This is a genomic window from Deinococcus wulumuqiensis R12 (genome assembly GCF_011067105.1).
Taxonomy (GTDB): Bacteria; Deinococcota; Deinococci; order Deinococcales; family Deinococcaceae; genus Deinococcus; species Deinococcus wulumuqiensis.
In genome coordinates, this window is the sequence record NZ_CP049357.1 from 2104298 (window position 1) to 2127500 (window position 23203).

General features: G+C 66.2%; 25 protein-coding genes and 1 riboswitch (1 of these 26 only partly in view). Of the genes, 11 read left to right on the forward strand and 14 right to left on the reverse strand.

Annotated elements, in window-relative coordinates; genetic code table 11:
* Positions 1-54: 54 nt before the first annotated feature.
* The 7 genes from G6R31_RS10220 to G6R31_RS10250 all read right to left on the reverse strand — a co-directional run bounded on the left by G6R31_RS10220 (position 55) and on the right by G6R31_RS10250 (position 6210).
* On the reverse strand, positions 55-663 hold the full coding sequence (locus G6R31_RS10220; RefSeq protein ID WP_017870565.1) for a hypothetical protein: 609 nt from the start codon (positions 661-663) through the stop codon (positions 55-57).
* Positions 660-1364, reverse strand: a complete 705-nt coding sequence (locus G6R31_RS10225) for a hypothetical protein (protein ID WP_017870564.1) — start codon at positions 1362-1364, stop codon at positions 660-662. Before G6R31_RS10225 ends, G6R31_RS10220 begins: the two co-directional genes overlap by 4 nt.
* 181 nt (positions 1365-1545) lie before the next feature.
* Entirely contained in the window at positions 1546-2253 is a 708-nt protein-coding gene (locus tag G6R31_RS10230; protein ID WP_017870563.1) for an ABC transporter ATP-binding protein, read from the reverse strand.
* A complete protein-coding gene (locus G6R31_RS10235; RefSeq protein ID WP_017870562.1) occupies positions 2246-3100 on the reverse strand; it encodes an ABC transporter ATP-binding protein in 855 nt (284 codons plus the stop codon). The genes G6R31_RS10230 and G6R31_RS10235 overlap by 8 nt, the downstream gene beginning before the upstream one ends.
* The gene (locus tag G6R31_RS10240; RefSeq protein ID WP_017870561.1) at positions 3093-4094 is read right to left on the reverse strand and encodes a branched-chain amino acid ABC transporter permease; all 1002 of its coding nucleotides are present in this window, start codon (positions 4092-4094) and stop codon (positions 3093-3095) included. Before G6R31_RS10240 ends, G6R31_RS10235 begins: the two co-directional genes overlap by 8 nt.
* Positions 4091-4948, reverse strand: coding sequence for a branched-chain amino acid ABC transporter permease (locus G6R31_RS10245; protein WP_017870560.1), 858 nt, complete (start codon positions 4946-4948; stop codon positions 4091-4093). Before G6R31_RS10245 ends, G6R31_RS10240 begins: the two co-directional genes overlap by 4 nt.
* A gap of 125 nt (positions 4949-5073) precedes the next feature.
* On the reverse strand, positions 5074-6210 hold the full coding sequence (locus G6R31_RS10250) for an ABC transporter substrate-binding protein (protein WP_025567557.1): 1137 nt from the start codon (positions 6208-6210) through the stop codon (positions 5074-5076).
* 264 nt (positions 6211-6474) lie between these two features.
* Here G6R31_RS10250 and G6R31_RS10255 point away from each other — a divergent pair, with 264 nt between their 5' ends.
* The 3 genes from G6R31_RS10255 to G6R31_RS10265 are packed head-to-tail and all read left to right on the forward strand — an operon-like array spanning position 6475 to position 8397.
* On the forward strand, positions 6475-6873 hold the full coding sequence (locus tag G6R31_RS10255) for an acyl-CoA thioesterase (protein WP_051056489.1): 399 nt from the start codon (positions 6475-6477) through the stop codon (positions 6871-6873).
* A 29-nt stretch (positions 6874-6902) separates the two neighbouring features.
* On the forward strand, positions 6903-7484 hold the full coding sequence (locus G6R31_RS10260; protein ID WP_017870557.1) for a histidine phosphatase family protein: 582 nt from the start codon (positions 6903-6905) through the stop codon (positions 7482-7484).
* Between the two features lie 46 nt (positions 7485-7530).
* A complete protein-coding gene (locus G6R31_RS10265) occupies positions 7531-8397 on the forward strand; it encodes an SMP-30/gluconolactonase/LRE family protein (RefSeq protein ID WP_017870556.1) in 867 nt (288 codons plus the stop codon).
* Between the two features lie 20 nt (positions 8398-8417).
* Here G6R31_RS10265 and G6R31_RS10270 read toward each other — a convergent pair whose 3' ends face one another.
* The 6 genes from G6R31_RS10270 to G6R31_RS10295 form a co-directional block, all read right to left on the reverse strand.
* Positions 8418-9095 (reverse strand): tRNA (adenine(22)-N(1))-methyltransferase TrmK, encoded by a 678-nt coding sequence (locus tag G6R31_RS10270; protein ID WP_017870555.1) that lies wholly within the window; start codon positions 9093-9095, stop codon positions 8418-8420.
* Positions 9076-9633 (reverse strand): YqhA family protein, encoded by a 558-nt coding sequence (locus G6R31_RS10275; RefSeq protein WP_025567554.1) that lies wholly within the window; start codon positions 9631-9633, stop codon positions 9076-9078. The genes G6R31_RS10270 and G6R31_RS10275 overlap by 20 nt, the downstream gene beginning before the upstream one ends.
* Before the next feature lie 74 nt (positions 9634-9707).
* Entirely contained in the window at positions 9708-10274 is a 567-nt protein-coding gene (locus G6R31_RS10280) for an MOSC domain-containing protein (protein ID WP_017870553.1), read from the reverse strand.
* A 1-nt stretch (position 10275) separates the two neighbouring features.
* Entirely contained in the window at positions 10276-10596 is a 321-nt protein-coding gene (locus G6R31_RS10285; protein ID WP_017870552.1) for an antibiotic biosynthesis monooxygenase family protein, read from the reverse strand.
* 48 nt (positions 10597-10644) lie between these two features.
* Positions 10645-10800 carry a hypothetical protein gene (locus tag G6R31_RS10290; RefSeq protein WP_161617934.1) on the reverse strand — a complete coding sequence of 52 codons (156 nt, stop codon included), beginning with the start codon at positions 10798-10800 and terminating at the stop codon, positions 10645-10647.
* A 70-nt stretch (positions 10801-10870) separates the two neighbouring features.
* Positions 10871-11701, reverse strand: a complete 831-nt coding sequence (locus G6R31_RS10295) for a hypothetical protein (RefSeq protein WP_025567551.1) — start codon at positions 11699-11701, stop codon at positions 10871-10873.
* 156 nt (positions 11702-11857) lie between these two features.
* On the opposite strand from G6R31_RS10295, the gene G6R31_RS10300 reads away from it, so the two are divergent.
* The 7 genes from G6R31_RS10300 (at position 11858) to G6R31_RS10330 (ending at position 19198) form a co-directional block, all read left to right on the forward strand.
* Positions 11858-12568 carry an ABC transporter substrate-binding protein gene (locus tag G6R31_RS10300; protein ID WP_017870550.1) on the forward strand — a complete coding sequence of 237 codons (711 nt, stop codon included), beginning with the start codon at positions 11858-11860 and terminating at the stop codon, positions 12566-12568.
* A gap of 14 nt (positions 12569-12582) precedes the next feature.
* Positions 12583-14019, forward strand: coding sequence for an IS4 family transposase (locus G6R31_RS10305; RefSeq protein WP_081608361.1), 1437 nt, complete (start codon positions 12583-12585; stop codon positions 14017-14019).
* 1 nt (position 14020) lies between these two features.
* Positions 14021-14314 carry a hypothetical protein gene (locus G6R31_RS10310; RefSeq protein ID WP_017871810.1) on the forward strand — a complete coding sequence of 98 codons (294 nt, stop codon included), beginning with the start codon at positions 14021-14023 and terminating at the stop codon, positions 14312-14314.
* Positions 14315-14588: 274 nt separating this feature from the next.
* Positions 14589-15584 carry a GTP 3',8-cyclase MoaA gene (gene moaA, locus G6R31_RS10315; protein ID WP_017871811.1) on the forward strand — a complete coding sequence of 332 codons (996 nt, stop codon included), beginning with the start codon at positions 14589-14591 and terminating at the stop codon, positions 15582-15584.
* 277 nt (positions 15585-15861) lie between these two features.
* Entirely contained in the window at positions 15862-16554 is a 693-nt protein-coding gene (locus G6R31_RS10320; protein ID WP_017871812.1) for a GntR family transcriptional regulator, read from the forward strand.
* Between the two features lie 257 nt (positions 16555-16811).
* Entirely contained in the window at positions 16812-18959 is a 2148-nt protein-coding gene (gene glgX, locus G6R31_RS10325; protein ID WP_017871813.1) for a glycogen debranching protein GlgX, read from the forward strand.
* On the forward strand, positions 18956-19198 hold the full coding sequence (locus G6R31_RS10330; protein WP_017871814.1) for a hypothetical protein: 243 nt from the start codon (positions 18956-18958) through the stop codon (positions 19196-19198). The genes glgX and G6R31_RS10330 overlap by 4 nt, the downstream gene beginning before the upstream one ends.
* Positions 19199-19405: 207 nt before the next feature.
* Here G6R31_RS10330 and G6R31_RS10335 read toward each other — a convergent pair whose 3' ends face one another.
* A complete protein-coding gene (locus G6R31_RS10335) occupies positions 19406-20446 on the reverse strand; it encodes a thiamine ABC transporter substrate-binding protein (RefSeq protein WP_017871815.1) in 1041 nt (346 codons plus the stop codon).
* Between the two features lie 50 nt (positions 20447-20496).
* A riboswitch (TPP riboswitch) is annotated at positions 20497-20596 on the reverse strand.
* Between the two features lie 137 nt (positions 20597-20733).
* Between G6R31_RS10335 and aceE the strand changes: the two genes are divergently transcribed.
* Positions 20734-23203, forward strand: partial view of a pyruvate dehydrogenase (acetyl-transferring), homodimeric type gene (aceE, locus tag G6R31_RS10340; protein ID WP_017871816.1) — the 5' portion only. Its footprint extends 257 nt past the window's final position; 2470 of the gene's 2727 nt are visible here — the first part of the coding sequence; its start codon is at positions 20734-20736; the stop codon falls past the right edge of the window.

Below are 23203 nucleotides of genomic sequence, written 5' to 3' on the forward strand. Positions count from 1 at the left end.
ATGGATGCACAGGCGGCGCTTTCCCGACTGTGCAGGAATTAAGCGGAATCCGTATTACATGCTGGTCAGAGGCGTCGCCGGGTGCAGCCAGAAGTCCCACAGCGCCGTGCTGCGCGAGAGGCGCTGGAAGGTGCCGCTCCCCAGCGGGCGGTAGACGTAGTGCTCGGCGCGGCTCCAGCCCTGGTTCAGCGTCCAGAGGTGGTGCATGGGGGGCGTTTCGGTGTCGAACTCGACCTTGACGGCTTTTTCGGCGTAGGCCACGCGGTCGTGGGTCATGCGGTCGAGCCACTCGCCGTCGTCGGGTTTGCCGCTCTTGTTCTTGTCCTGAAACATGCCCCATTTCAGGAACAGCAGGGCTTCGGTGGTCACGCCGCTGCTGAGCTTGATGGGAGCGGCGCGGCTCGACAAGTTGCGCCAGTCGTTCAGGTCAGGGGTAAACGACCTGGCCCCCTCGCCCACGGCCTTCTGGTAGACCACTTCGCCGCCCTCGGTGCTGAGGGTGAGGTAAGTGTCGGCAGGAGCCGCGTCAAAACGCACCGTGATGCCCGTCGCCAGGGGGGGCAGGCCGCCGAGGTCGGGCGCTGGGCTGCCCTGGCCGCAGGAGACGAGCGCCGAGGTGAGCAAGACGCCGCCGAGCAGGGCCTTCATGGAAAGACGTTTCATTGCTTGCCTCCGGTGACGCTCATGCTGGTGAAGTAGTCGCTGGGCCGGTGCAAGGTGCGGGACAGGTTGAGCTGGCTGTCTTCCACGCTGTTGCGGGTGACCTGATAGGTGCCCGGCGCACTGCTGGGGTTGAGCACCAGGTGCGTGACCAGGCTCCACCCTGCACGGCGGCTGCCCGTTTCCTGCGAGGTCACGGTGTCGTCCCCGACTTTGCCGCTGAGGGTCGAGGTGTAGGTGTAGGCCTCGCTCGCGTAGCTGTAGGTGTCGTGGGTCAGGTAGCGCAGGTTGGCGGTGGTGGGGTCGCCCGTCATCTGTGCGGGGTCGTAGGCCACGAAATTGATGTCGCAGCTTCGCACGCTGGCGGGGTTGGTCACCTGATTGACCTTGTCGGCGCGGTAGGGCAGGCAGTTCGGGTCAGCCAGCACCTTGTCGAGCTGCGCCTTTTGCAGCGTCACGCTGCCCTCGGTGCCGTAGACGTACCCCAGAGCGTTGTCCACGCGCTTCTGAACCACGTTTCCGACACTGTCACGGGTGGTGTAGAGCGCCGCCACCGCCAACTTTTCAGTTTCGGCCCCAGCAGGCAAGGTGAATTTCACCGTGACAGGTTTTTCAGGGGGAGGACGAACAGGAAAGCAGGAGGACAGCAGGCCCGCCATGCACAGGCCCGCGCCTGCCAGCACCAGACGACTGGGGGTTTTCATAGCGCCCTCACTATAACAACAGCAACCGACTCTTTGACAAGAGAAGACAACTCCCAGAAAGAACACCCGATCTTCAATGAATCAGAATGGGGTCAGCCAAAAGAGATGGCGATTCGTTTCAATATAGGGAAAGAGGGCTGCGGCTTCGTCGCCCGCACCCCCCTTCAGCTCTTTGCCTGTCCTACACCCCCAGGTACGCACTCCGCACCCGGTCGTCGTTCATCAGTTCCTGCGCCGTGCCTTGCAGCGTGACCCGACCGCTTTCCAGCACGTACCCCCGGTGGGCGATGCCGAGGGCGGCGTAGGCGTTTTGTTCGGCGAGCAGCACGCTGACCCCCTGCGCGTTGATTTGCTGCGCGGCGGCGAGCACCTGCTCGACCACCAGCGGGGCCAGGCCCAGGCTCGGTTCGTCGAGCAGCAGCAGCGAGGGCCGCGCCATCAGCGCCCGGCCAATCGCCACCATCTGCTGCTGCCCCCCCGAGAGGCTGCCCGCCGGGGCGTGGCGCTTGTCCACCATCGCCGGGAAAAGCGCGTAGACCTTGTCCAGCTCGCGCTCGTTGCCTGCCGCGTCGCGTCGGTGGACATAGGCGCCCAGCCGCAGGTTTTTCTCCACGCTGAGTTCGGGAAACAGCAGGCGGCCCTCGGGACACTGCGACACGCCGCGCGACACGTTGAACTCGGGTTTGCCGCCGGTCAACGGGGTGCCCTGCCAGGTGGCGCTTCCCTGTGACGGGCGTTGCAGGCCGCTCAGTGTGCGAAACAGCGTGCTTTTGCCCGCACCGTTGGCCCCCAGCAGCACCACGATTTCACCGGGCTGGACCGTCAGGTTGACCGAGTGCAGCGCCGTGAAGTTGCCGTACTTGACGCTCAGGTCGCGGACCTCAAGCATGGTTCACCCCCGTCCCCTGAGTGCGGCCCGCCTGCTCCTGCCCCATCTGGCCCCCGTGCGCGTGCGAGCCGAGGTACGCCTCGACCACCGCCGGGTCGCGGCTGATGTGCGCCGGGGTGCCCTGCGCGATTTTCTGACCGTGGTGCAGCACCAGAATGTCGTCGGCCAGCCCCATCACCAGACTCATCTTGTGTTCGACCAGCGCGACGCTCAGGCCGCCCGACACCAGGTCCCGAATCAGGCCCATCAGGTTGACCGTCTCCTCGGGGTTCATTCCGGCGGCGGGTTCGTCGAGCAGCAGGTGCGGGTCACTGGCGAGCGCCATGGCGATGCCGACCCGTTTCTTGCCTTCCTGATTGAGCGCCCCGGCGGGCAGGGTCGCCTGACCCGCCAGCCCCACCCGGTCCAGCGCCCGCAGCGCTCCGGCGCGGCTTTCCTCCTCGTCACGGCGCTCGCGGCCCGTTCGCAGCAGGGCGTCGAGCAGCCCGGCGCGGGTGCGGACGCGGTGGCCGATCATGGCGTTGTCGAGCACGCTGAGTTCCTGGTAGATGGTGGTCGTCTGGAAGGTGCGGGCGATCCCGCGCCCGACGACCTCGTGGGTCCGCAGGCGGGTGATGTCCTCGCCCCGGAAGGTGATGCGCCCCGAGGTCGGCTGGTAAAAGCCCGAAATCAGGTTGAAGAAGGTGCTTTTGCCCGCACCGTTGGGGCCGATGATGGCGGTGATGCGGCCCGGTTGCAGGCTCGCGGTCACGTCGCGCACCGCGTGCAGGCCACCGAAACGGATGCCGAGGTCCTGCACCTGAAGCAGGGGCGTCTGCGGCAGCGGTTGGGGTCTCGTCTCAGTCATGGCCCACCTCCGCGTGCGGGACGGGGGCGGGGCGGCGCCGGGCGCGGACCTTTTCCCACAGGCCGACCAGACCCTGCGGCATGAACATCACCAGCAGCACCAGCAGCGGGCCGAACACGATGTACTGGTAGTCCTGCAAGTCCTTGAGCAGCTGGGTCAGCCCGTACATCAGCGCCGTGCCGAGCAGCGGCCCGAGCAGCGTGCCCACCCCGCCGACGAGCAGGTACAGCAGCGTGGTGAAGGTGGTCACCGGCCCCGTCACCGCCGAACCCAGAAAGCCCACGTAGGCGGCGTACAGCCCGCCCGCAAAGCCCGCGATGGCCGTCGAGAGCATCATGGCCCGCAGTTTGTGCGAGAACACGTCAATGCCCGCACTCCGGGCAAGGTCTTCCCCGCCCCGGATGGCGAGCAGCGAGCGACCGAACACGCTGTGCCGCGCCCGCGCCGCCACCAGCACCGTGAGGGCCAGCGAAAGCAGCGCCAGCAGGTAAAAGCCCCCGCTGGTCTTCAGGCCCAGCCCCTGCGCGAAGGTGTCCAGCCCGCCGGGGGCCGGGACTCCGTTGAGGCCGTCGTTGCCGCCGGTCAGGTCGTCCCACTTGTTGATGACCTGCTGAATAATCACGCCCACCCCGAGGGTGAAGATGGCGAAGGCGTCCCCTTTGGTGCGGAAGGCCACCAGCCCCAGCAGCAGCCCGCCCAGCGCACACAGCGCCACCGCCAGCGGCCACGCCGCCCAGAAACTCCAGCCCGCTTTGAGGGTCAGGATGCCCACCGCATACGCCCCGATGCCGAAAAACCCGGCGTGCGCGAGCGGCAACTGCCCGGCGTAGCCCAGCATCACGTTCAGGCCGTAGGCGAGCATGGCCCAGATCATCACGTTGATCAGCAGCTCCATCGTAAAACCGCTGGGCTGCAAAAAGGGCACCGCCGCCGCCAGCAAGAAGGCCGGAATCCACAGCCACGCGGCGGTCGTTCTGCCTCCCGCGCGGGTCATGCGGCCCTCCGGAACAGGCCCTGCGGACGGATGGCGAGCACGATCACCAGCATGGCGAAGCCGATAACTTCGGCAAAGTCGAGGTTGATGTACCCGCCGAAGACCTCGGCGAAGGCCAGCAAAAAGGCCCCCACGATGGCCCCCGGCACGCTGCCCATGCCGCCCAGGATGATGATGGCGAAGACCTTGAGGTTCATGATTTCACCCATGGCGGGCGTGACCGACACGATGGGCGCGATCAGCGCCGCGCCGATGGCCGCCAGCGCCCCCGAAATGGCGAAGGTCAGCATGCCCACCTGGGCGGTGTTGATGCCGACCAGCCGTGCGCCTTCGCGGTTCTGGCTCATCGCCTCGATGGTGGCCCCGGTCAGGGTGCGGCGCAGAAAGAAGTTCAGCCCCAGCATGGCGAGCACGCTGGCGGCGAGCACGATCAGCCGCTGCCAGGTGATCGTGACCCCGCCGAGGTTGAGGATGCCCGGCACCGGCTCGGCCACCTGCTTGAAGTCGGCGCCCCATACCAGTTGCACCCCGGCTTCCAGAAAAAACAGCACCCCCAGCGCGGCAATCATGGGATGCACGTGCGGGGCGTCGCGCAGCGGGAAAAAAATCAGCCGTTCCATCAGCGCGGCGAGCAGCGCCACACAGACGGCAGAGAGCAGCAGCGCGGGCACGTAGCCCAGCCCCAGCGTGGACAGCCCCGCGTAGGTGAGGTAAGCGCCGAGCATGTACAGGCCGCCGTGCGCGAAGTTGGGGATTTTCATGACGCCGTACACCAGCGTCAGCCCCAGCGCGACCAGGGCGTACACCCCGCCGAGCGCGAGCGCGTTGAAAATCTGTTGCAAGAAGGTGGTCAAGGGCAAACTCCTGTCTCGAAGAAGGGGGCGGGCCGTGGGGGGAAAGCAGTCGAGGGGAAAAGCGAGGCGTCCCCTGTCCGAGCGGGACGCCTGCCGTCAGGGACAGGGAGAGCTGACGCGCTCGCTTACTTGTAGACCTTCGTCACGCGCAGCCGGGTGTACTTGCCGCCCTTGGCGCTGGCGATCAGGAATTCGGCGTCCACATGGCCCTGCGCGGTGACGCCGTAGACCTTGTAGATGGTCCTCGACTGCGGGAGCGCCTTGGCCGCCGCGTTGAGCTGGGCGCGGACCTTGCGCGGGTCGCTGGTGGTTCCGGCGAGTTCCATCGCCCTGGCGAGCACGTTCATGCCCATGTAGTTCAGGCCCGCTTCGCTGGTGGGAATCTTTTTAAAGGCCCGCTGGTACTGCGCCACGAACGCCTGGGTGCCGGGGAAGTCGCGGGTGGGCAGCACGCCCACGCTGCCGTCGAGGTAGTTCTTGGGAATGACCGTTTCCATCTGCTCGAACTTGGCCTGGTCCATCACGATGAACCCGCCCTTGAAGCCCTGCTCGCGGGCGGCCTTGATGACCAGCGCGGTGGGCTGGCTGGGGCCGCCGATAAACAGCACGTCGGGCTTTTCGGAGAGCGCCTTGGTCACGGCGGAGCTGAAGTCCACGGTGGTGTTGTAGTCCACGGCGTTGTCGCGCCCCACGGTGCCGCCCTGCTTTTTCCACTCGGCCTCGATCAGGTCGCTCCACTGCTTGCCATAGGCGGTCGAGGTCCCCACCAGACCGAGTTTCTTGCCGAAGGCCTTCATCTGCGTCTGCACGAAGGGCTGCGCGTAGTTGTCGTAGCGGGGCGGCAACATGAAGGTCATGGGGTTGTTGGCCGCCAGAATCTTGGGTTCGGAGGAGTAGGCCACCAGCAGGAATTCGGGGTCGCGCACGGCGAGCGGCTGCACCGCCTGAATCCCGCCCGAGTGCGGCACGAAGATGTACTGCACGCCCTGCCCGGTCAGGCGCTTGACGTTGGTGGCCGTTTCGTTGGGCAGGTAACGGTCGTCGAGCGTGACCACCTTGAAGGTCACCTTCTCGCCGCCGACCCTGACGCCGCCCGCCTTGTTAATGGTGTCCACCGCCATTTGCAGGCCGCTGAGGGTGTCTTTGCCGTACATCGCCGCGCCGCCCGAAAGGGGACCGGAGTAGCCGATGTTGACGACCTTGTCGGCCAGGGCGGAACCGGCACACAGGGCCAGCAGGGTGAGCATTCCCGTTCGCTTCATGAAAAGACCTCCCGTCACAGGAGCCTTTTTTTCGCCCCTGAACGCAGTACAAGTTGTGGCTGTGCGGGCATGGTGCCACGCCTGCCGAAGGGTGTCAAATCATTTGTTTACTTTTTCGGGCAGTCCGCTTGACAGTGAGGAGGCGGGCGCAGTGTGGGTGTCCGCCCGGCAGTGACCTGCCGCCGCACACGGCGCGGGTATCCTCTGCCGGTGAATCCTCCCGTGACCCCGCCCACCACCCCCGCTCCCCGCAGCCGCGCCCGGATGCTCGAACTGGTGTTTCCCAAGGACACCAACTACCACGGCACCGCCTTCGGGGGCTGGGTGCTGGCGCTGATGGACAAGGCCGCCAGTGTCGCCGCCGTGCGGCACGCCGGGGGCAACGTCGTGACCGCCCGCATGGACGCGGTGGACTTTCACGTACCCATCCGCGTCGGTGACGCCGTGGCGCTCGACGCCCGCGTCATCAAGGTGGGGCGCTCGTCCATGACCATCCGGGTGGACGTGTACCGCGAAAACATGGCTTCCGGAGAGCAGCAGCTCGCCACCAGCGGCCTCTTTATCTTTGTCGCGCTGGACGAGAACGGCAAACCCCGCCCGGTGCCCGCGCTGGCGGAAGGCAACACCGAGAGCGAGCAGCCGGACTACGAGGCGCGGCCCTGAGCGTCCCACCTTCCTTCACCCTTTTTCTCGTGCGGCACGGCGCTACCGCCTGGAACGAGGGCGGGCAGTGGCAGGGCTGGACCGACAATCTGCTGGGCGACACCGGGCGGGCACAGGCGTTGGCCCTGCGGGAAGAACTGGCCGGGCAGACCTTCGACGCGGCGTACTCCAGCGACCTCGCCCGCGCCCGGCAAACAGCCGAACTCGCGCTGCCGCAGGCCGAACTCCGGCTGGACGCCCGGCTGCGCGAACTGAACCTGGGCCACTACGAGGGCCACACGCTGGCGCAGATGCAGACGCACGGAGGCTACGCCGCGTGGCAGGCCGACCCCTGGACACGGGCGGTGCCGGGCGGCGAGAGCCTTCAGGACGTGGCCCACCGGATGCGCGACTGGCTGGCGGACGTGCAGGCGGCGTTTCCCGGCGGGCGCGTGGTCGCCTTTTCGCATTCCATCGCCATTCGCACGCTGACCCGTGACCTGCTGGGGCTGCCGCTGGAAGCGCAGGAAAACTATCCGATTCCGTACGCCGAGCGCGTCAGAAACGGGCGGTCCGTGGTGCTGGAATGCCGGGACGGCGTGTGGAAGCGGGCCGAAGCGACCGGAAGCTGAACGTTTCTCCCTTTCCCCTGTTCCCTGCACCCTTTACCCTGCCCCCATGACCCTTCAGGCCACCCACCCCGAATTTCTGAGCCTCTTTCCGACCGGCGCCGAGGCGCACAAGCTCGCAGACGGCTTCACCTGGGCCGAGGGGCCAGTGTACGTGCCTTCGCGCAGCGCGGTGATTTTCAGCGACGTGCGCCAGAACCGCACCTGGGCCTGGACCGACGACGGGCAGCTCGCCCCGGAAATGAACCCCAGCCACCACCAGAACGGGCACTGCCTGGACGCGCAGGGGCACCTCGTGGCCTGCTCGCATGGGCACCGCCGCCTGGAACGCCAGCGGCAACCGGGGGGCGAGTGGGAAGTGCTGGCCGACGCCTTCGAGGGCAAGAAACTCAACAGCCCCAACGACGTGTGCCTCGCGCCCGACGGCAGCCTGTGGTTTTCCGACCCCACCTACGGCATCGACAAGCCCGAAGAAGGCTACGGCGGCGAGATGGAGTTGCCGGGCCGCTGGGTGTTTCGCTGGGCGCCCGACGGCAGCCTGAGCGCGCCAATTCGGGACCGGGTCAAGCCCAACGGCCTCGCCTTTACGCGCACGGGCGAGCTGCTGGTGGCCGACACGGGCGACAGCCGGACACACCGCTACCGGGTTACGGGGCAGGGCGAAGCCGAATACCTCGGCGTGCTGTTCAGCGTGGACCAAGGCAAAACCGACGGCCTGCGCGTGGACGGGGAAGGGCGCATCTGGGCCAGCGCGGGCGACGGCGTGCACGTCCTGACCGAACACGGCCAGGAACTCGGGCGCGTCCTGACCCCGCAGACGGTGAGCAACCTCTGCTTCGGGGGACCTGAAGGCCGCACGCTGTACATGACGGTCAGCACCGAGTTCTGGGCGATCGAGACGAACGTGGAAGGGTAACGGGTCAATGGGTCAACGGGTCAGCGGCCCTCGACCCACGCCAGCGCCTCCCGCGCCGCCGCGAGTTCGTCCCATGCCTCGCGGCCCGGCGCGGCCACCGGGGTCAGGCGAGCGATATCGGCCCGGACGCGCTCCAGCAGCAGCGGTGGCCCCTCGCGCAGCAGCAGGGGGCCGTAGCGCAGGGCGGCGGCTTCGGGCAGGGCGGCGTAGGCGGGGTCCTCGCCCTCTGCGCGCTCCAGCCGCAGCACGGGGTAGGTCCAGTGGCCCGGCAGCAACCGCTCCGAGCGCAGGTGATAGCCCCGCGCCCGCGCCCACGTCCGCAGCCACAGGGGAGAGTCGTTCGGTTGCAGCACCAGTGCGGGCGGCAGCTTCTCGCCTGCCCGTTCCAGAATCCCGCAAATGGTGTAGGCCCCCATGCCCGTGACGCTCGCGCTCTGCACCTCGCCGGCCAGCAGTGGCGCGAAGCCGTCGCCCTGCCGCACGTCGATCTGCTCGCTCAGCCGGGCGCGGGCCACCATGCGCCGGGCCAGGGCCAGCGGACCGGGGTTGAGTTCCACCGCCACGCAGCGTGAGACGCGGCCTTCGCGCACCAGCCGCACCGGCAGCCGGGCGTGGTCGGTGCCGATGTCGGCGTGGGTGTCGGCGCGGATGAGGTCCAGCACCGCCCCGAGCCGGGCGTCAAGCGTGGGAAGCGTCATCGTCCTCCCGGTGCTTCTCCCCGTGCCCGCCCCGGGAGAGCACCACGCTGTAGGCACTCAGGGCCAGAATGACTGCCGCCAGCGCCGCGCCGTAGGTCAGCAGGTCGCCGCCGCCCTTCCACTCCAGCGCCACCGAAAAGAAATTGACGCCGAGCGCGACCACCACGATGCCGATGAGCTTCTTTTTGAGGTCGTCGAAACTGCGGATGTGCAGCCAATCGGGGACATTCTCGACCCGCCCGACGAACAGCGCCTGCATCCCGAAACTCATCGTCAACAGGGCCATGCCCACCAGCAGCAGGTCGGCCTGCTCCACGGCGGCAATCATCAGGTGCTTGGCGGTGCCGTCTTCGCCGAGTTGCCTCATGGCGTGGGAAATGGTGTGGTACGCCTGGAAGATGGCCGCCACGAACAGGGCGAGGCTGAACGCCGCCGAGCTGAACACGCCGAGTTCGACAATCAGGCGGGTCAGGCCGAAGACCCCTCTGGCCGTGCGCGGCGCACGAAAAGGCGGACGAACCGGGTCAGGAAGGCTCACCGCGTCAGGGTAGCGCGGCTTCACGCCCCAGCCGGTTCAGTGCCCCGGCGCGTGTTCGAGGGTGGGCAGGCGAATCAAGTCTCCTCTTGCCAGGGCCTCACCACGTCGCCGACCCGCAACACTCCGCCGCGAATCACCCGCGCGGTCAGGCCACCGTGTCCGCGCACCGCGTTGTAGCCGCCCGGCCCCAGGTTCTCCTCCATGCGCGAGCAGGGGTGGCACTCGCCGGTGCCTTCCAGCAGGACTTCGCCCACCCAGAAACGGCGGTCCCCCAGCGCCCGCAGCGCAATACCGCTCACCAGCAGATTGCGCCGCAACTGTTCGGGCGCCACAGCTTCCAGGCCCGAGAGCGCCGCGATCACGGGCAGGTGTTCGGCCTGAATCAGCGTGACCTGACGCCGCCCCGGACCGCCGGGAATCGCCGGGGCATGGGCGGGCGTCACCACCTCGCCGGGTTCGCCGCTCAGGGCGCTCAGTCGGGGCGGGGCCACCCGGCCGTGGTCGCCGAGCAGACCGACCAGAGGGTGCGCCTCGGCCTCACCCACGGGGCGGACGGGCAGGCGGCGGCCTTCGCGCAGGCCAATCCACTCCAGCCGCCCGGCACGGGGCAACGTAGAGCGCAGGTCATGGATGGTGGTCATCTCAGCCTTCTCCCGCGTCCTTCGACGCGGTAAAGACTTCGTGAATCTCGACGACATTCCTCAGCACGGTGTCCTCGGGCAGCGTCCGGCCGCCCTTGTGCCCGTCCCTGAAGCCCGGCGAGGTGCGCCACGCCTCGAACGCCTCGCGGCTTTCCCAGAAGGACAGCACCACGTAGGGTTCGCCCTCTTTCGTGGGCCGCAGCACATGATCGGAAACGAAACCCGGCTGCGTGTCCACCCGGCGTGGGCGACGGCGAAAGCGTTCCTCGAAGGCGTCGGCCCGCTCGGGGTTCACGAAAATGCGGTTGGCGACCGTAATCATGCGGCCAGGGTACGCCGAAGTGCCGATGCCCGGCCCGGCCCGGAACTGTCACCCTGGGGCCATGCAGCCTTCCTGCGCCAAAGGGCCAGCCGGGGCGGAAACGATGACCAGCCCGGCACCCTGCTCGTCTGGCGCAGTGAGCGGGGCGCCGAACACGCGGCGGTGACCCTCGGCGGCGGCTGGGCCTTTGAGGGCATGACGCAAGCGCGGGCCGCCTCCGGTCAAGGAGATGCGGCCCGCGCTCTTGCGGTCAGGGGATTAGCCCCCGAACGGCTTATTCCTCGTCGGTGCGGCGGTTGGCCCAGCCCCGGTCGGCGCGGGCGCGGGGGCGGAAGCCGCCTTCCTGGGTGCCCTGGGCGTCGTCGGTGCGGGGACGGAACTCGCGGTCGCCGAAGTTGCGGTCTTCACGGGGGCGGAAGCCACCCTGACCACCACGGTCGCCACCGAAGCTGCGCTCGCCACGGTCTTCACGGGGACGGAACCCGCCACGGTCCCCACCACGGTCACGGTCGCCGAAGCCGCCACGGTCTTCACGCGGACGGAAGCCGCCCTGACCGCCACGGTCGCCGCCGAAGCTGCGCTCGCCACGGTCTTCACGGGGACGGAAGCCGCCACGGTCCCCACCACGGTCACGGTCGCCGAAGCCGCCACGGTCTTCGCGCGGACGGAAGCCGCCCTGACCGCCACGGTCGCCACCACGGAACCCGCCCTGGCCCTGGCTCTCGCGCAGTTCGCGCATCTCGCGGCGCAGGCCACGGATTTCCTTGCCCTGGGCTTCGAGCAGTTCCTTCATTTCACCGAGCAGACCGAGCAGGTCGTCGGCGTCGATGAATTCTTCCTCGTATTCCTCGCCGTTCTCGTCTTTCAGGCGGGCGGGCTGGCCCTGTCCGGCCTCCTGCTCCTCTTCCTCGGCGTCGAGCACCTCGTCCTCGTCCACTTCGCCGCTCAGCTGCGGCAGCACGTCGCGCAGTTCGGCGGGAGTTTCGCCCTGCGGCGCGGTGGCCTGCGCCCCGGTCCCCTGCTCCTCGCTGTGACCACTCACGGTCTGTTCATCCTGGCCCATCTGGCCCATTTGCCCCATGTTCTGCTCGTCGGCGTTCGTCATCTCTTGCTCCTCGGCCCCCACTCGGGGCAGCCTGTCGTCACGCGCCCCTGTCATGCGGAGCGCGGCGTACCCCGCAGTGTACCCCAGGTCCGTGAAAGAAACGTGCCGGTGACGTGGAGCCGGATGCCCGGGCACGGCCTCCCTATACTCGGCCGCATGAAGCGCACGTTCTCCGTTCTGACCCTGGCCCTGCTCGGTTCGCTCGCGCAGGCGGCCCCGGCTCCCCGCACCGTCACCATCGGGCTGGGCTACGTGCCCAACGTGCAGTTCACGCCGTTTTACGTGGCCGAGCGGCTGGGCTATTTCAGGGCCGAGGGCCTCAATGTCAAGTTCCAGCACGGCTACGTCTCCGAACTGATGCCGCTGCTGCTTCAGGGCAAACTCGACTTCGTGGTGGGCGACCCCGAAGACGCCGTGTTCGCCCGCAACCAGGGCGCTCCGGTCAAGTACGCGCTGGCGATGTACCAGAAAAGCCCGGTCACGCTGTTTGGCCTCAAACCGCTGACGGGCGCGGCGTCGCTGCGGGGCAAGACGCTGGGCATCCCCGGACCGTTCGGCAGCAGCTACCACGCGGTGCAGGCGTACCTGGCCAGCGCCGGGCTGAAAGAAGGCCGCGACGTGAAGCTCGCCACCATCGGCTTTACCCAGCAGGAGGCGGTCAGGACCGGGCGGGTGGACGCCGCCGCCGGGTACCTCAACAACGACGTGGTGCTGCTCCGCGCCGCCGGGAAAAAGGTCTACACCCTCGACCCCACGGGCGCTTACCCGATGGTGGGGGTGGGCCTCATCGCGCAGGACAAGACGCTGGGCACCGCCCTGGCGAAAAAGGTGGTCCGGGCCAGCCAGCCTTGTCATTCCCCAAATTGAGGCAGTCTATGTAGGTGACGACCTTTCACCCGCTACAGGCAGAGCAATGGGCACTGAAGCACTTTGGTGCTGTGGATCTTGGAGATCGGCGTAGAAATCAACGAGCAGTACGCATTGCGCAGGGGATGGCTTCCCGATCCGGGAAGTCCATCCCCAAGCTTTTTGACCGTAGAGCAGATGTCAAAGCGGCGTATACCTTCATGTCACGCAAGGAGGCAACCCCTGAGCGCCTTCAAACACCTCACCGCAACCATGTACGCGCAGCACTGGGGCAGGCAGGAACCTTCTTGCTGCTTGAAGACAGCAGCGAATTCATCTGGTCACGACATCAGGAGACTCCCGGCCTTGGGCGGACCGGGGATCTCAGATCCCCGGTTCGGCAGGGGTTTACCCTCCACACGACACTTGCTGTGAAATGGCAAAAACCCCATCAGCAAAGTGGGCAACGGCTTCCCGTTCAGGTTCTGGGCATACTCGATCAGGAGTATTACCTCCGGCAACCCGCACCCACAGCGTCAGAGAGCGACGCTGAGCGACGCCAGCGGGAAAACAAGGAAAGTGCGTTGTGGACAAGAGCAACTGAACGCATCGGAAAAGGGCCGGACGACCAAGACGTTCGATGGGTCAGAGTCTGTGACAGAGGGGCAGATATTGAGGTCTTTATGCGTGGCGTCATCGCTCAAGGACAGGGTTTCGTTGTCAGGGCAGCCCAAAACCGGCGGCTTCTTGATCCGAATGCCCGCACACGGGAGTGCATTGGGCATGTCTTTGAGGCAGCCAGGGCTGCCTCGCCGCTTGGAAGTTACACCATAGACCTTCGAGGGAGAAAAGGTCAGAAAGCACGTGCTGCACACGTTGAAGTGAGTGTTGTTCGTGCGTACCTTTGGCCGACACCAATGGCGGGTGGTCAAGGTAAACCTCGTCAGGAAGGGATACGGGTCAGCATTGTTCGTGTGGCAGAAAAGCCTTCGGATGACGTGAAAGAACCGTTGGAATGGATGCTGCTCACGGATGCCGACATTGAGACCTTTGAGGAAGCGCACGAAGTGGCGCTTCAGTACCAGGCCCGTTGGCTGGTGGAAGAGTTTCATAAAGGGTTGAAGACGGGCCTGGGAGCAGAGCGGCTCCAGTTGGAAGCGGGTCAGCGTCTCAAAGCCATGATTTCGATGATGAGTGTGGTGGCCACAAGGTTACTCGCGCTACGCGAGGATTCACGAGAACGCCCAAATGATCCAGCTCAGAGCGCTGGGTTGAGTGCCGTCGAACTTCAGGTGCTGAGCAAGGTTTTGAAACGGCAACTGAAGACTGTGCAGGACGTCATTTTGGCATTGGGAAGGTTGGGAGGACATATGAACCGAAAAAGCGATGGCCTGCCAGGGTGGCAGGCCTTGTGGGAGGGAATGAATATGCTTCAGGTCTATGTCGAGGGGTATAAGTTAGCTCGCACCTAATTTGGGGAATGACAAGGCCAGCCAGCGCGGCCTGAAATACACCGTGCAAAACCCCGCCGGAGCTTTCAAGGTCGCGCAGCCGGCCTTCGGCAAGGCGGGCGGCACGCTGGACATCCTGAAGGCGAGCGTGCCGCTGATGCAGAGTGCCTACACCCGGCAACACGGGCTGGGCGCCGGGGACCCCGCCGGGTGGACCAAGGCGGTGGCGGCGCTGGTCAAGCAGGGCAAGCTGCCCGCCGGAGCGCAGGCGAGTGCCTTTTACACCAACGCCCTGATCGACAAGACCCTGCGCTGAGGGCCTGATACGGATTCCGATTGAATCCAGCAGATTTCTGGATTCAATCCGACTGAAAGGAGTAGGAAAAGATACGGATTTCGCGATATGGATGCACAGGCGGTGGAGTTCCGACTGTGCAGGAATTTGGCGGAATCCGTATGAGAACCGCCGTCCACCAAGCGACCTGACTGCCATTTGCCCAGTCCCATTTGCCCAGTGCCAACGCCAGCCCCCCCCACAAACGCGAGCCGCCCCCCTTTGCCCCACCTCCACGCGGCGTATCCTGCCCGGCATGCTCCTCGACCCGCTGGGCCGTCCCCTGCGCGACCTGCGGGTCAGCGTGACGGACCGCTGCAACCTGCGCTGCACCTACTGCATGCCCGCCGAGGTCTTCGGTCCCGACTACGCCTTCTTGCCCCGCGCCGAACTGCTGAGCTTCGAGGAAATCGAGCGCCTCTCGCGCCTGTTCGTGGGCCTGGGGGTCGAAAAACTGCGGATCACCGGCGGTGAACCCACCCTGCGCCGCGACCTGCCCGACCTGATCGCCCGACTCTCGGCCATTCCCGGCGTGCGCGACCTCGCCATGACGACCAACGGCCTGCTGCTGCCCCGGCTGGCGGGCGACCTGAAGGCGGCGGGACTCGTGCGTGTGACCGTCAGCCTCGACAGCCTCGACCCGCAGGTGTTCGGGCAGATGAACGGTCTGGGCGTGTCGCCGCAAAAGGTGCTGGGCGGCATCGAGGCCGCGCTGCGGGCGGGCCTGAAGGTCAAAATCAACACCGTGGTCAAGCGCGGCGTGAACGACGCCCACCTGACCGAGCTGTGGCGCGGGCTGCGCGAGTTCGGGCCGGTGCGCTTCATCGAATTTATGGACGTGGGCAACCACAACGGCTGGAATCTGGAGAGCGTGCTGCCCTCGGGCGAGGTGCTGGCGCGGTTGGCCGAAGATGGGCCGCTGACGCCGCTGGCCCCCGCCCAGCGCGGCGAAGTGGCGACCCGCTACCGCGACGACGCCGGGCACGAACTGGGGCTGATTTCCTCGGTCACGGCGCCCTTTTGCGGCGACTGCACGCGGGCGCGGCTCTCGGCGGTGGGCGTGCTGTACACCTGCCTGTTCGCCAGTCGTGGCACCGACCTGCGCTCCCCGCTGCGAGCGGGTGCCAGCGACGCCCTGCTGCGCGAACAACTCGTGGCCGTGTGGAGCCAGCGGCGTGACCGCTACAGCGAAGAACGCGGCGAGCAGACGGCGGCGCGGCCCAAGGTGGAGATGTCGCACATCGGGGGCTGACGGCCCCCACACCAATCAAATGCCAGGGCCGCGTTCCCGATACAGTAACGCCGCATAAGTTCTCGACCTCGGGCCAGGGAGCCGGGGGACACGGGACAGGCCGAAGGCCGACAGCGACACCTTTTCCTCTCGCCGTCCCTGCCGATGTCCGATTCGTTCAGGATGCATCTTTATCATGGCGTCCGGCGGCGAAATTCTAGGCAGCCTTGTGTGCAGATGAACTGAACTTTACTATTGCCTCAGTTGCGCTCCCAGCGGAGCAGCACTGGAGGCACGCATGGCGAAGTATCCCCTCATCAAGACCACGCTGAAAGACCGCCTGCTCGGAGGGCACTATCCGGAAGGTCTTCCGCTTCCCAGTGAGCCGCAACTGGCCCGCGAATTCGAAGTCTCCCGCATGACCGCCCGCCGCGCCATCGACGAACTCGAGCGCGAAGGGTACGTCTACCGCGTGCAGGGCGCAGGCACCTTTCCCACCGGCAAGCGCTTCCGGCAGGGCGTGTTCCGGGTGCGGCCCTTCAAGGAGTGGGCGCGTCACCCCGACCACCGCACCACCGTGCTGCGGGCCATGCAGATCGAAGCCACGCCCGAAATCGCCGTGGTGCTGCAAATCGAACCCGGCGACCCGGTGGTGTTCGTCCACCGCCTGCGCACGGCGGGCGATGAGGCGCTGGTGATCGAAAAGCGCTACATCAACGCCAGGCTCGTGCCGCAGCTTCTCGAGCGCAACCTCGCCGTTGAGAGCATCCACGAAACGATGGTCAGCATGGGCGTGCCCCTGCAGCGCGTCGAGCAGAACCTCGAAGCCGTCAACCTGCGCCAGGAAGAAGCCGACCTGCTGCGCGTGCCGGTGGGCACCGCCGCCTTCCTGCTGCGCCGCACCACCTACAGCGAAAACCGCCGGGCCAGCTACGCCAACTACTGGGTGCGCGGCGACCGCTACGCCTTTCAGGACACCTTCGAGCCCTGAAGCCAGCCGGCGCGTGGGTTCAGGGGCAGGGGGGTTCAGGGGCCGGGCCAAACCGTAAGAAAAGCTGTTTCCGGCGACTGACGGAATTTGGTAACGTTTCCAACAGTGAAGAGGGCGGTGACGACGTGAACCAACCGTCACCGCCTTTTGCTGCGCTTCCTTGTGTGCTTCCTCTTCCGGCACCCGTTTCCCTCCCACCCGTCCCCCCTGCTTTTTCACCGCTGCCCCCGCGCCGCAAGTAAGGAGTCCCTGAGTTCATGTCCCACAATTCCCTGAACCTGCGTCCCGGCTCCCCCTTTCCCCTGGGGGCCACCTGGGACGGCAAAGGCACCAATTTCGCCCTGTATTCCGAAAACGCGAGCGGCGTCGAGCTGTGTCTGTTCGACGAGAGCGGCGCTGAAACCCGTTTTGCGCTCACCGAGCAGACCGCCTTCGTGTGGCACGGCTACCTGCCGGGCACCCAGCCGGGCCAGCGCTACGGCTACCGCGTTCACGGCGAGTACGCCCCGGAAAGGGGGCTGCGCTTCAACCCCAACGTGGTGCTGCTCGACCCCTATGCCCGGGCGCTGGACGGCACCGAGCAGTTTGACCGGGGCGTATTCGCCTATGTGCCGGGCGGCGAGGACGACTCCGTGATGCAGGAGGAGGAGCAGCGCGGCGCCCCGCTGGGCCTCGTCATCGACCCCATGTTCAACTGGGTGGGCGACCAGAAGCCGAATATCCCCTTTCACCAGTCGGTGATTTACGAGGCGCACGTCAAGGGCCTGACCATGACGCACCCGGACGTGCCCGAGGAGCTGCGCGGCACCTACGCGGGCGTGGCGACCCCGGCGATTCTGAACTACCTGCGCGACCTCGGCATCACCGCCATCGAGTTTCTGCCGGTGCATCAGCATGTGGACGACCCCTTTTTGCTCGACAAGGGCCTGACCAACTACTGGGGCTACTCCACCCTGAACTTTTTCGCCCCCGACGTGCGCTACTCGGCAGAAGCCCGCAAAGGCAACCCGGCGGGCGCGGTGCCCGAGTTCAAGAACATGGTGCGGGCGCTGCACGACGCAGGCATCGAAGTGATTCTGGACGTGGTGTACAACCACACCGCCGAAGGCAACCACATGGGGCCGACCATGAGCTTCAAAGGCATCGACAACCCCACCTATTACCGCCTCGTGGCCGACAACCCGCGCTTTTATTTCGACTACACCGGCACCGGCAACAGCCTCAACGTGCGCCACCCCCAGACGCTGCAACTCATCATGGACAGCTTGCGCTACTGGGTCACCGAGATGCACGTGGACGGCTTCCGCTTCGACCTCGCCTCCACGCTGGCACGCGGCCTGCACGAAGTCGACCAGCTTTCGGGCTTTTTCACCATCATTCACCAGGACCCCATCATTTCTCAGGTCAAGCTGATTGCCGAACCCTGGGACGTGGGCGAGGGCGGCTATCAGGTCGGCAACTTCCCGGTGAACTGGGCCGAGTGGAACGGCATCTACCGTGACGACATGCGCTCCTTCTGGAAGGGCGAAGGTGGGCTGGCCTCCGAAATCGGCTACCGCATCACGGGCAGCTCCGACCTCTACGAGTTCAACGGGCGCAAGCCCTACGCCTCCATCAACTTCGTGACCGCGCACGACGGCTTTACCCTGCGCGACTCGGTGACCTACGAGCAAAAGCACAACGAGGCCAACGGCGAGGGCAACGGGGACGGCCACAACCACAACATCACCTGGAACTGTGGCGTAGAGGGCGAAACCGACGACCCCGAAATCAACAAATTGCGCGGCCAGCAGATGAGGAACTTCCTGGCGACGCTGCTGCTCGGGCAGGGCACGCCGATGCTGCTGGGCGGCGACGAGTTCGGGCGCACCCAGGGGGGCAACAACAACGCCTACTGCCAGGACAACGAAATCAGCTGGTACGACTGGGACAGGGTGGACGGCGACCTGCTGACGTTTACCAAAAAGCTGATCGCCATTCGCAAGGCCCACCCCAGCCTGCACCGCCGCAAGTTCTTTTCCGGGCGCAACATTCGCGGCGAGGACGTGCGCGACATCGTGTGGCTGCGTTTCGACGGGAACGAGATGAGCGACGAGGACTGGAACAACCCCCAGACCCAGTCGCTGGGCATGTTCCTGGCGGGCGACGGCCTCGACGACGTGGACGAGGGGGGCCACCCGCTGACCGACGACCACCTGCTGCTGATGCTGAGCAGTTCCTACGTGGACCTGCCCTTTAAGATGCCCGAACTCGGCGGCTGCGGCGAGTGGGAACTGCTGCTCGACACCAGCGACGACCACGCCAGCGAACAGGTCGCGGCGGGCGGCGAAACCACCCTGCGGGGCCGCAGCGTCAAGCTCTACCGCTGCGAGGTGCCCGCAAAGCCCGCCGAGGCGCAGGCATGAGCGCCACGCTCATCGGCGTTGACCTCGACCCGCGAGCCGTCCATGAGCGGCTGGGCGTGGAAGCCTACAGCGACCACGAAGTCGGCGTGATGGTGGAAGTTCTGCAGGAACTCTATGCGGGCCGCGAGTTGAGCGACCTGACCGAAGCCGAGTGGCTGCGCGCCTACGGCCTGATGCACCAGCGCAAGAAGACCGGCTGGATGACCGAGGGCGTGGTGTCGCCCGACGCCGAAGTCTGAGCGCAGAGGGGGAAGGGTGGAGGGCTGAGGGTTTTTCCCCTCTCCTCTCTACCCTTCCCCTTTGACGTGCCTGATACGGATTCCGCTTCATTCCTGCACAGTCGGAACTCCACCGCCTGTGCATCCATATCGCGAAATCCGTATCTTTTCCTACTCCTTTCAGTCGGATTGAATCCAGAAATCTGCTGGATTCAATCGGAATCCGTATCAGCGGGCGCGCAGGACGTTCTGCACCCAGGCGTCCACCAGCCGCTGCGGGTTGGCGGTCACGCTGGCCTTGACGGGGGCGGGCCTGGGCTGCTCGGCAAACTTGAACACCGGGTCGAGCTTGATGCCGCCCACCGCCGGGTAAATCCACATGCGGGTGGGAATGTCGGCCTGCACCGCCGGGCTGAGCATGAAGTCCACGAACTTCCTGGCGAGCGCGGGCTGCTTGGCCCCCTTGAGGATGCCCACGCCTTCGAGTTGCAGCCAGGTCGAGCCGGGCAGCAGCAGGTTGGCGGTGGGGGACTGCGCGGGCAGTTTGGCCGGGTCGTAGCCGTCGTCGAAGAACACCTCGGCGGCGGGGCTGCTCGCGTAGCTCAGCACGATGGGGTACTTGCCGCCCGCCCGCGTGAAGTCCTTGTAGTAGGCGTCCGACCAGCCGCGCACCACCTTCATGCCCCCGGCGCGGGCCGATTTCCACCACTGCCACGCGCCCGTTTCGCCGTAGTGGTTGACCGTCGCCAGCAGGAACGCCAGACCCGGCGAGGACGTGGCGGGGCTGGACACCACCGTCAGGCGGGCGTACTCGGGCTTTTTCAGGTCGTCCAGGGTTTTGGGAAGGGCGAGGCCCGCTTTCTGGAAGTAGGCGCGGTCGTAGTTCAGGGCGACGTAGCCGTAATCCACCGTGTTCAGCAGCCCGGCGTCGTCGAGGCGGTACTGGGCGGGCACCTTCGACAGCAGCGGCGATTTGTAGGCCTGGAGCAGGTTCATCTGCCGGGCGCGGGCCAGCAGCGCGTTGTCCAGGCCGTACACCACATCGGCCACCGGAGCGCGGCGGGTCAGAATCAGGCGGCTGAGCAGCTCGCCCGCGTCGCCGCCCTTGACGAAGCGCACCTTGGCCTTGTTCTGCGCCTCGAACTGGGCCACCAGCTTCTTGTCCACGTCGAAAGAATCGTGGGTGATGACCGTCAGGGTCGTCTGGTTCTGGGCCTGGGCCGCACCCAGCGACAGGGCGGCACCCACGGCAAAAATCACTTTACGCATTTCACTTTCCCCCTTGCGTCCAGGGAAAGGTGGGGGGCCGCCCACAGGCAGGCGCGGCCCCGTCACACTCCCTCCGCCGGTATGACCCGGTTCAGGTTCCTGGGGTGTGTTCTCAGCCGCTGCCGAAGCAGGGCACCCCCGGTGACGCACATGGCAGCATACCGCAGGCCCGTGCCGGACGAATGCGCCACCGACCTGCCGCTCTTGCCGATTTGACCATTTCGAGTGGTCAGCCGCCTGACATTTCCATGTTGGAAGGGGTGAGTGGGGGGGCGTAGACTGCTTTCATGACCCCACAACCTCCACCGCGCCCACCGCGCAGCGACCTGCCCCAGCAGCAGCGCGAGCAGCTCAATACGGTCGAAACCCAGGAGTGGCTCGACTCGCTGGCCTACGTGTTCGCCCATGCGGGCGGCAAGCGGGCCGCCGACCTGCTCGAAGAGCTCGACCACTACGCCTACTTCCACGGCGCCCCCATCGAGTTCAAGCAGACCACCCCCTACATCAACACCATCGCTGTCGAGGACCAGCCCGAGTACCCCGGCGACCTCGAAGTCGAGCGCAAGATTCGCAATATCAACCGCTGGAACTCGGTGGCCATGGTCATCAAGGCCAACAAGAAGAGTGACGGCATCGGCGGCCACCTCTCGACCTACGCCAGCGCCGCCGAGCTGCTCGAAGTCGGCTTCAACCACTTTTTCCGGGGGCATGGCGCGGGGCAAGACCGCGACCTCGTGTTCTACCAGGGGCACGTCGCGCCCGGCATCTACGCCCGCTCTTTTCTGGAGGGCCGCTTCGACGAGGCGCGTCTCAACCGCTTCCGGCGCGAGCTGCAACCCGACGGCGAGGGCCTGAGCAGCTACCCGCACCCCTGGCTGATGCCCGACTACTGGGAGTTTCCCACCGTCAGCATGGGCCTCGGCCCCATCCAGGCCATCTATCAGGCCAGATTCATCAAATACCTCGAGAACCGGGGCCTCAAGCCGCAGGGCGACGCCAAAGTGTGGGCCTTCCTCGGCGACGGCGAGATGGACGAACCCGAATCGGTGGGCGCCATCCGCTTCGCCGCCTACGAGAACCTCGACAACCTGATTTTCGTGCTCAACGCCAACCTTCAGCGCCTCGACGGGCCGGTGCGGGCCAACTCCAAGGTGATTCAGGAGTTCGAGGCGCTGTTCCGGGGTGCCAACTGGAACGTCATCAAGGTCATCTGGGACAGCAAGTGGGACGAGCTGCTTCAGCACGATTACAACGGCCACATCGTCAAGCGCTTCGAGGCGCTGGTGGACGGCGAGTCGCAGCGCTACGCGGCCTTCGGCGGCAAGGAGCTGCGCGAGAACTTCTTCAACACGCCCGAGCTGAAAGAACTCATCAAGGACTGGACCGACGCCGACCTCGAACTGCTCAACCGGGGCGGGCACGATGTCCACAAGGTCTACGCGGCTTACGCGGCGGCCATCAAGCACAAGGGCAGCCCGACCATCATCATCCCGCGCACCGTCAAGGGCTACGGCCTGGGCGAAACGGCGCAGGCCCGCAACGTGGCGCACCAGGTCAAGAAGCTGGAGTTCGACTCGCTGAAAAACCTGCGCGACCTTCTCGAACTGCCGCTGACCGACGAGCAGGTGGAACATCTGGAGTACTACCACCCCGGCCCCGACTCGCCCGAGGTGAAGTACACCCTCGCCCAGCGCGAGAAGCTCGGCGGCCTGATTCCGGCCCGTCAGGTCAATTTCCCTCACCTGAGCGTGCCCAAGGGCGAGTTCTACGAGGAGTTCGCAGGGGGCAGCGGCGAGCGGAAGGTCAGCACCACCATGGCCGCCGTGACCATCCTGTCCAAGCTGCTGCGCGATAAGGAAATCGGCAAATACATCGTGCCCATCGTGCCCGACGAGGCCCGCACCTTCGGCATGGACGCGCTGGTGCCGCGCATCGGTATCTACAGCCCGCGCGGCCAGACCTACCGCCCGGTGGACCACGGCTCGCTGATGGCCTACAAGGAAGCCAAGGACGGCCAGATGCTCGAAGAGGGCATCACCGAAGCCGGGGCCATGGCGTCTTGGATTGCGGCGGGCACGGCCTACGCCAACTTCAGCGTGCCGACCGTTCCGTTCTACGTCTTCTACTCCATGTTCGGCATGCAGCGCATCGGTGACCTCGTCTGGGCCGCCGCCGACCAGCGGGCACGCGGCTTCCTGCTCGGCGCGACCGCCGGACGCACCACCCTGGCGGGCGAGGGTCTGCAACACCAGGACGGCAACTCGCACCTTCAGGCCTACGTGGTTCCCACCCTCAAGACCTACGACCCGGCCTTCGCCTACGAACTGGCCGTCATCTTCGAAGAAGGCATCCGCCGCATGTTCGTGGAAGACGTCGAGGAGTTCTACTACGTCACCATCGACAACGAGAACGAGGTGCAGCCGCCCATGCCCACACACCTCAGCCACGAGGACGTGCGCCAGGGGGTCATGAAGGGCATGTACCGTTTCCAGCCGAGTCAGCTGGAAGGGGCGGGGCTCCGTGCCCAGATTCTGGCGAGCGGCCCGGCGATGGGCGCGGCGCAGGAAGCCGCCGAGCTGCTGAAAACCTACGGCGTCGCCGCCGACCTCTGGAGCGTGACCAGCTACAAGGCCCTGCACCAGGACGCCCTGAACGTGCAGCGCCACAACATGCTCCACCCCACCGAGGAAGCCCAGGTCAGCTACGTGGCCGAGCAACTGTCCGAGGCCAACGCCCCCGGCGTGCTGGTGTCGGTCA

Bases quoted from the DNA above. Each gene is read 5' to 3' on its own strand.
- G6R31_RS10220 (WP_017870565.1), bottom strand. From the start codon at position 663: ATGAAACGTCTTTCCATGAAGGCCCTGCTCGGCGGCGTCTTGCTCACC.
- G6R31_RS10225 (WP_017870564.1), bottom strand. From the start codon at position 1,364: ATGAAAACCCCCAGTCGTCTGGTGCTGGCAGGCGCGGGCCTGTGCATG.
- G6R31_RS10230 (WP_017870563.1), bottom strand. From the start codon at position 2,253: ATGCTTGAGGTCCGCGACCTGAGCGTCAAGTACGGCAACTTCACGGCG.
- G6R31_RS10235 (WP_017870562.1), bottom strand. From the start codon at position 3,100: ATGACTGAGACGAGACCCCAACCGCTGCCGCAGACGCCCCTGCTTCAG.
- G6R31_RS10240 (WP_017870561.1), bottom strand. From the start codon at position 4,094: ATGACCCGCGCGGGAGGCAGAACGACCGCCGCGTGGCTGTGGATTCCG.
- G6R31_RS10250 (WP_025567557.1), bottom strand. From the start codon at position 6,210: ATGAAGCGAACGGGAATGCTCACCCTGCTGGCCCTGTGTGCCGGTTCC.
- G6R31_RS10255 (WP_051056489.1), top strand. From the start codon at position 6,475: ATGCTCGAACTGGTGTTTCCCAAGGACACCAACTACCACGGCACCGCC.
- G6R31_RS10265 (WP_017870556.1), top strand. From the start codon at position 7,531: ATGACCCTTCAGGCCACCCACCCCGAATTTCTGAGCCTCTTTCCGACC.
- G6R31_RS10270 (WP_017870555.1), bottom strand. From the start codon at position 9,095: ATGACGCTTCCCACGCTTGACGCCCGGCTCGGGGCGGTGCTGGACCTC.
- G6R31_RS10280 (WP_017870553.1), bottom strand. From the start codon at position 10,274: ATGACCACCATCCATGACCTGCGCTCTACGTTGCCCCGTGCCGGGCGG.
- G6R31_RS10285 (WP_017870552.1), bottom strand. From the start codon at position 10,596: ATGATTACGGTCGCCAACCGCATTTTCGTGAACCCCGAGCGGGCCGAC.
- G6R31_RS10295 (WP_025567551.1), bottom strand. From the start codon at position 11,701: ATGACGAACGCCGACGAGCAGAACATGGGGCAAATGGGCCAGATGGGC.
- G6R31_RS10300 (WP_017870550.1), top strand. From the start codon at position 11,858: ATGAAGCGCACGTTCTCCGTTCTGACCCTGGCCCTGCTCGGTTCGCTC.
- moaA (WP_017871811.1), top strand. From the start codon at position 14,589: ATGCTCCTCGACCCGCTGGGCCGTCCCCTGCGCGACCTGCGGGTCAGC.
- G6R31_RS10320 (WP_017871812.1), top strand. From the start codon at position 15,862: ATGGCGAAGTATCCCCTCATCAAGACCACGCTGAAAGACCGCCTGCTC.
- glgX (WP_017871813.1), top strand. From the start codon at position 16,812: ATGTCCCACAATTCCCTGAACCTGCGTCCCGGCTCCCCCTTTCCCCTG.
- G6R31_RS10330 (WP_017871814.1), top strand. From the start codon at position 18,956: ATGAGCGCCACGCTCATCGGCGTTGACCTCGACCCGCGAGCCGTCCAT.
- G6R31_RS10335 (WP_017871815.1), bottom strand. From the start codon at position 20,446: ATGCGTAAAGTGATTTTTGCCGTGGGTGCCGCCCTGTCGCTGGGTGCG.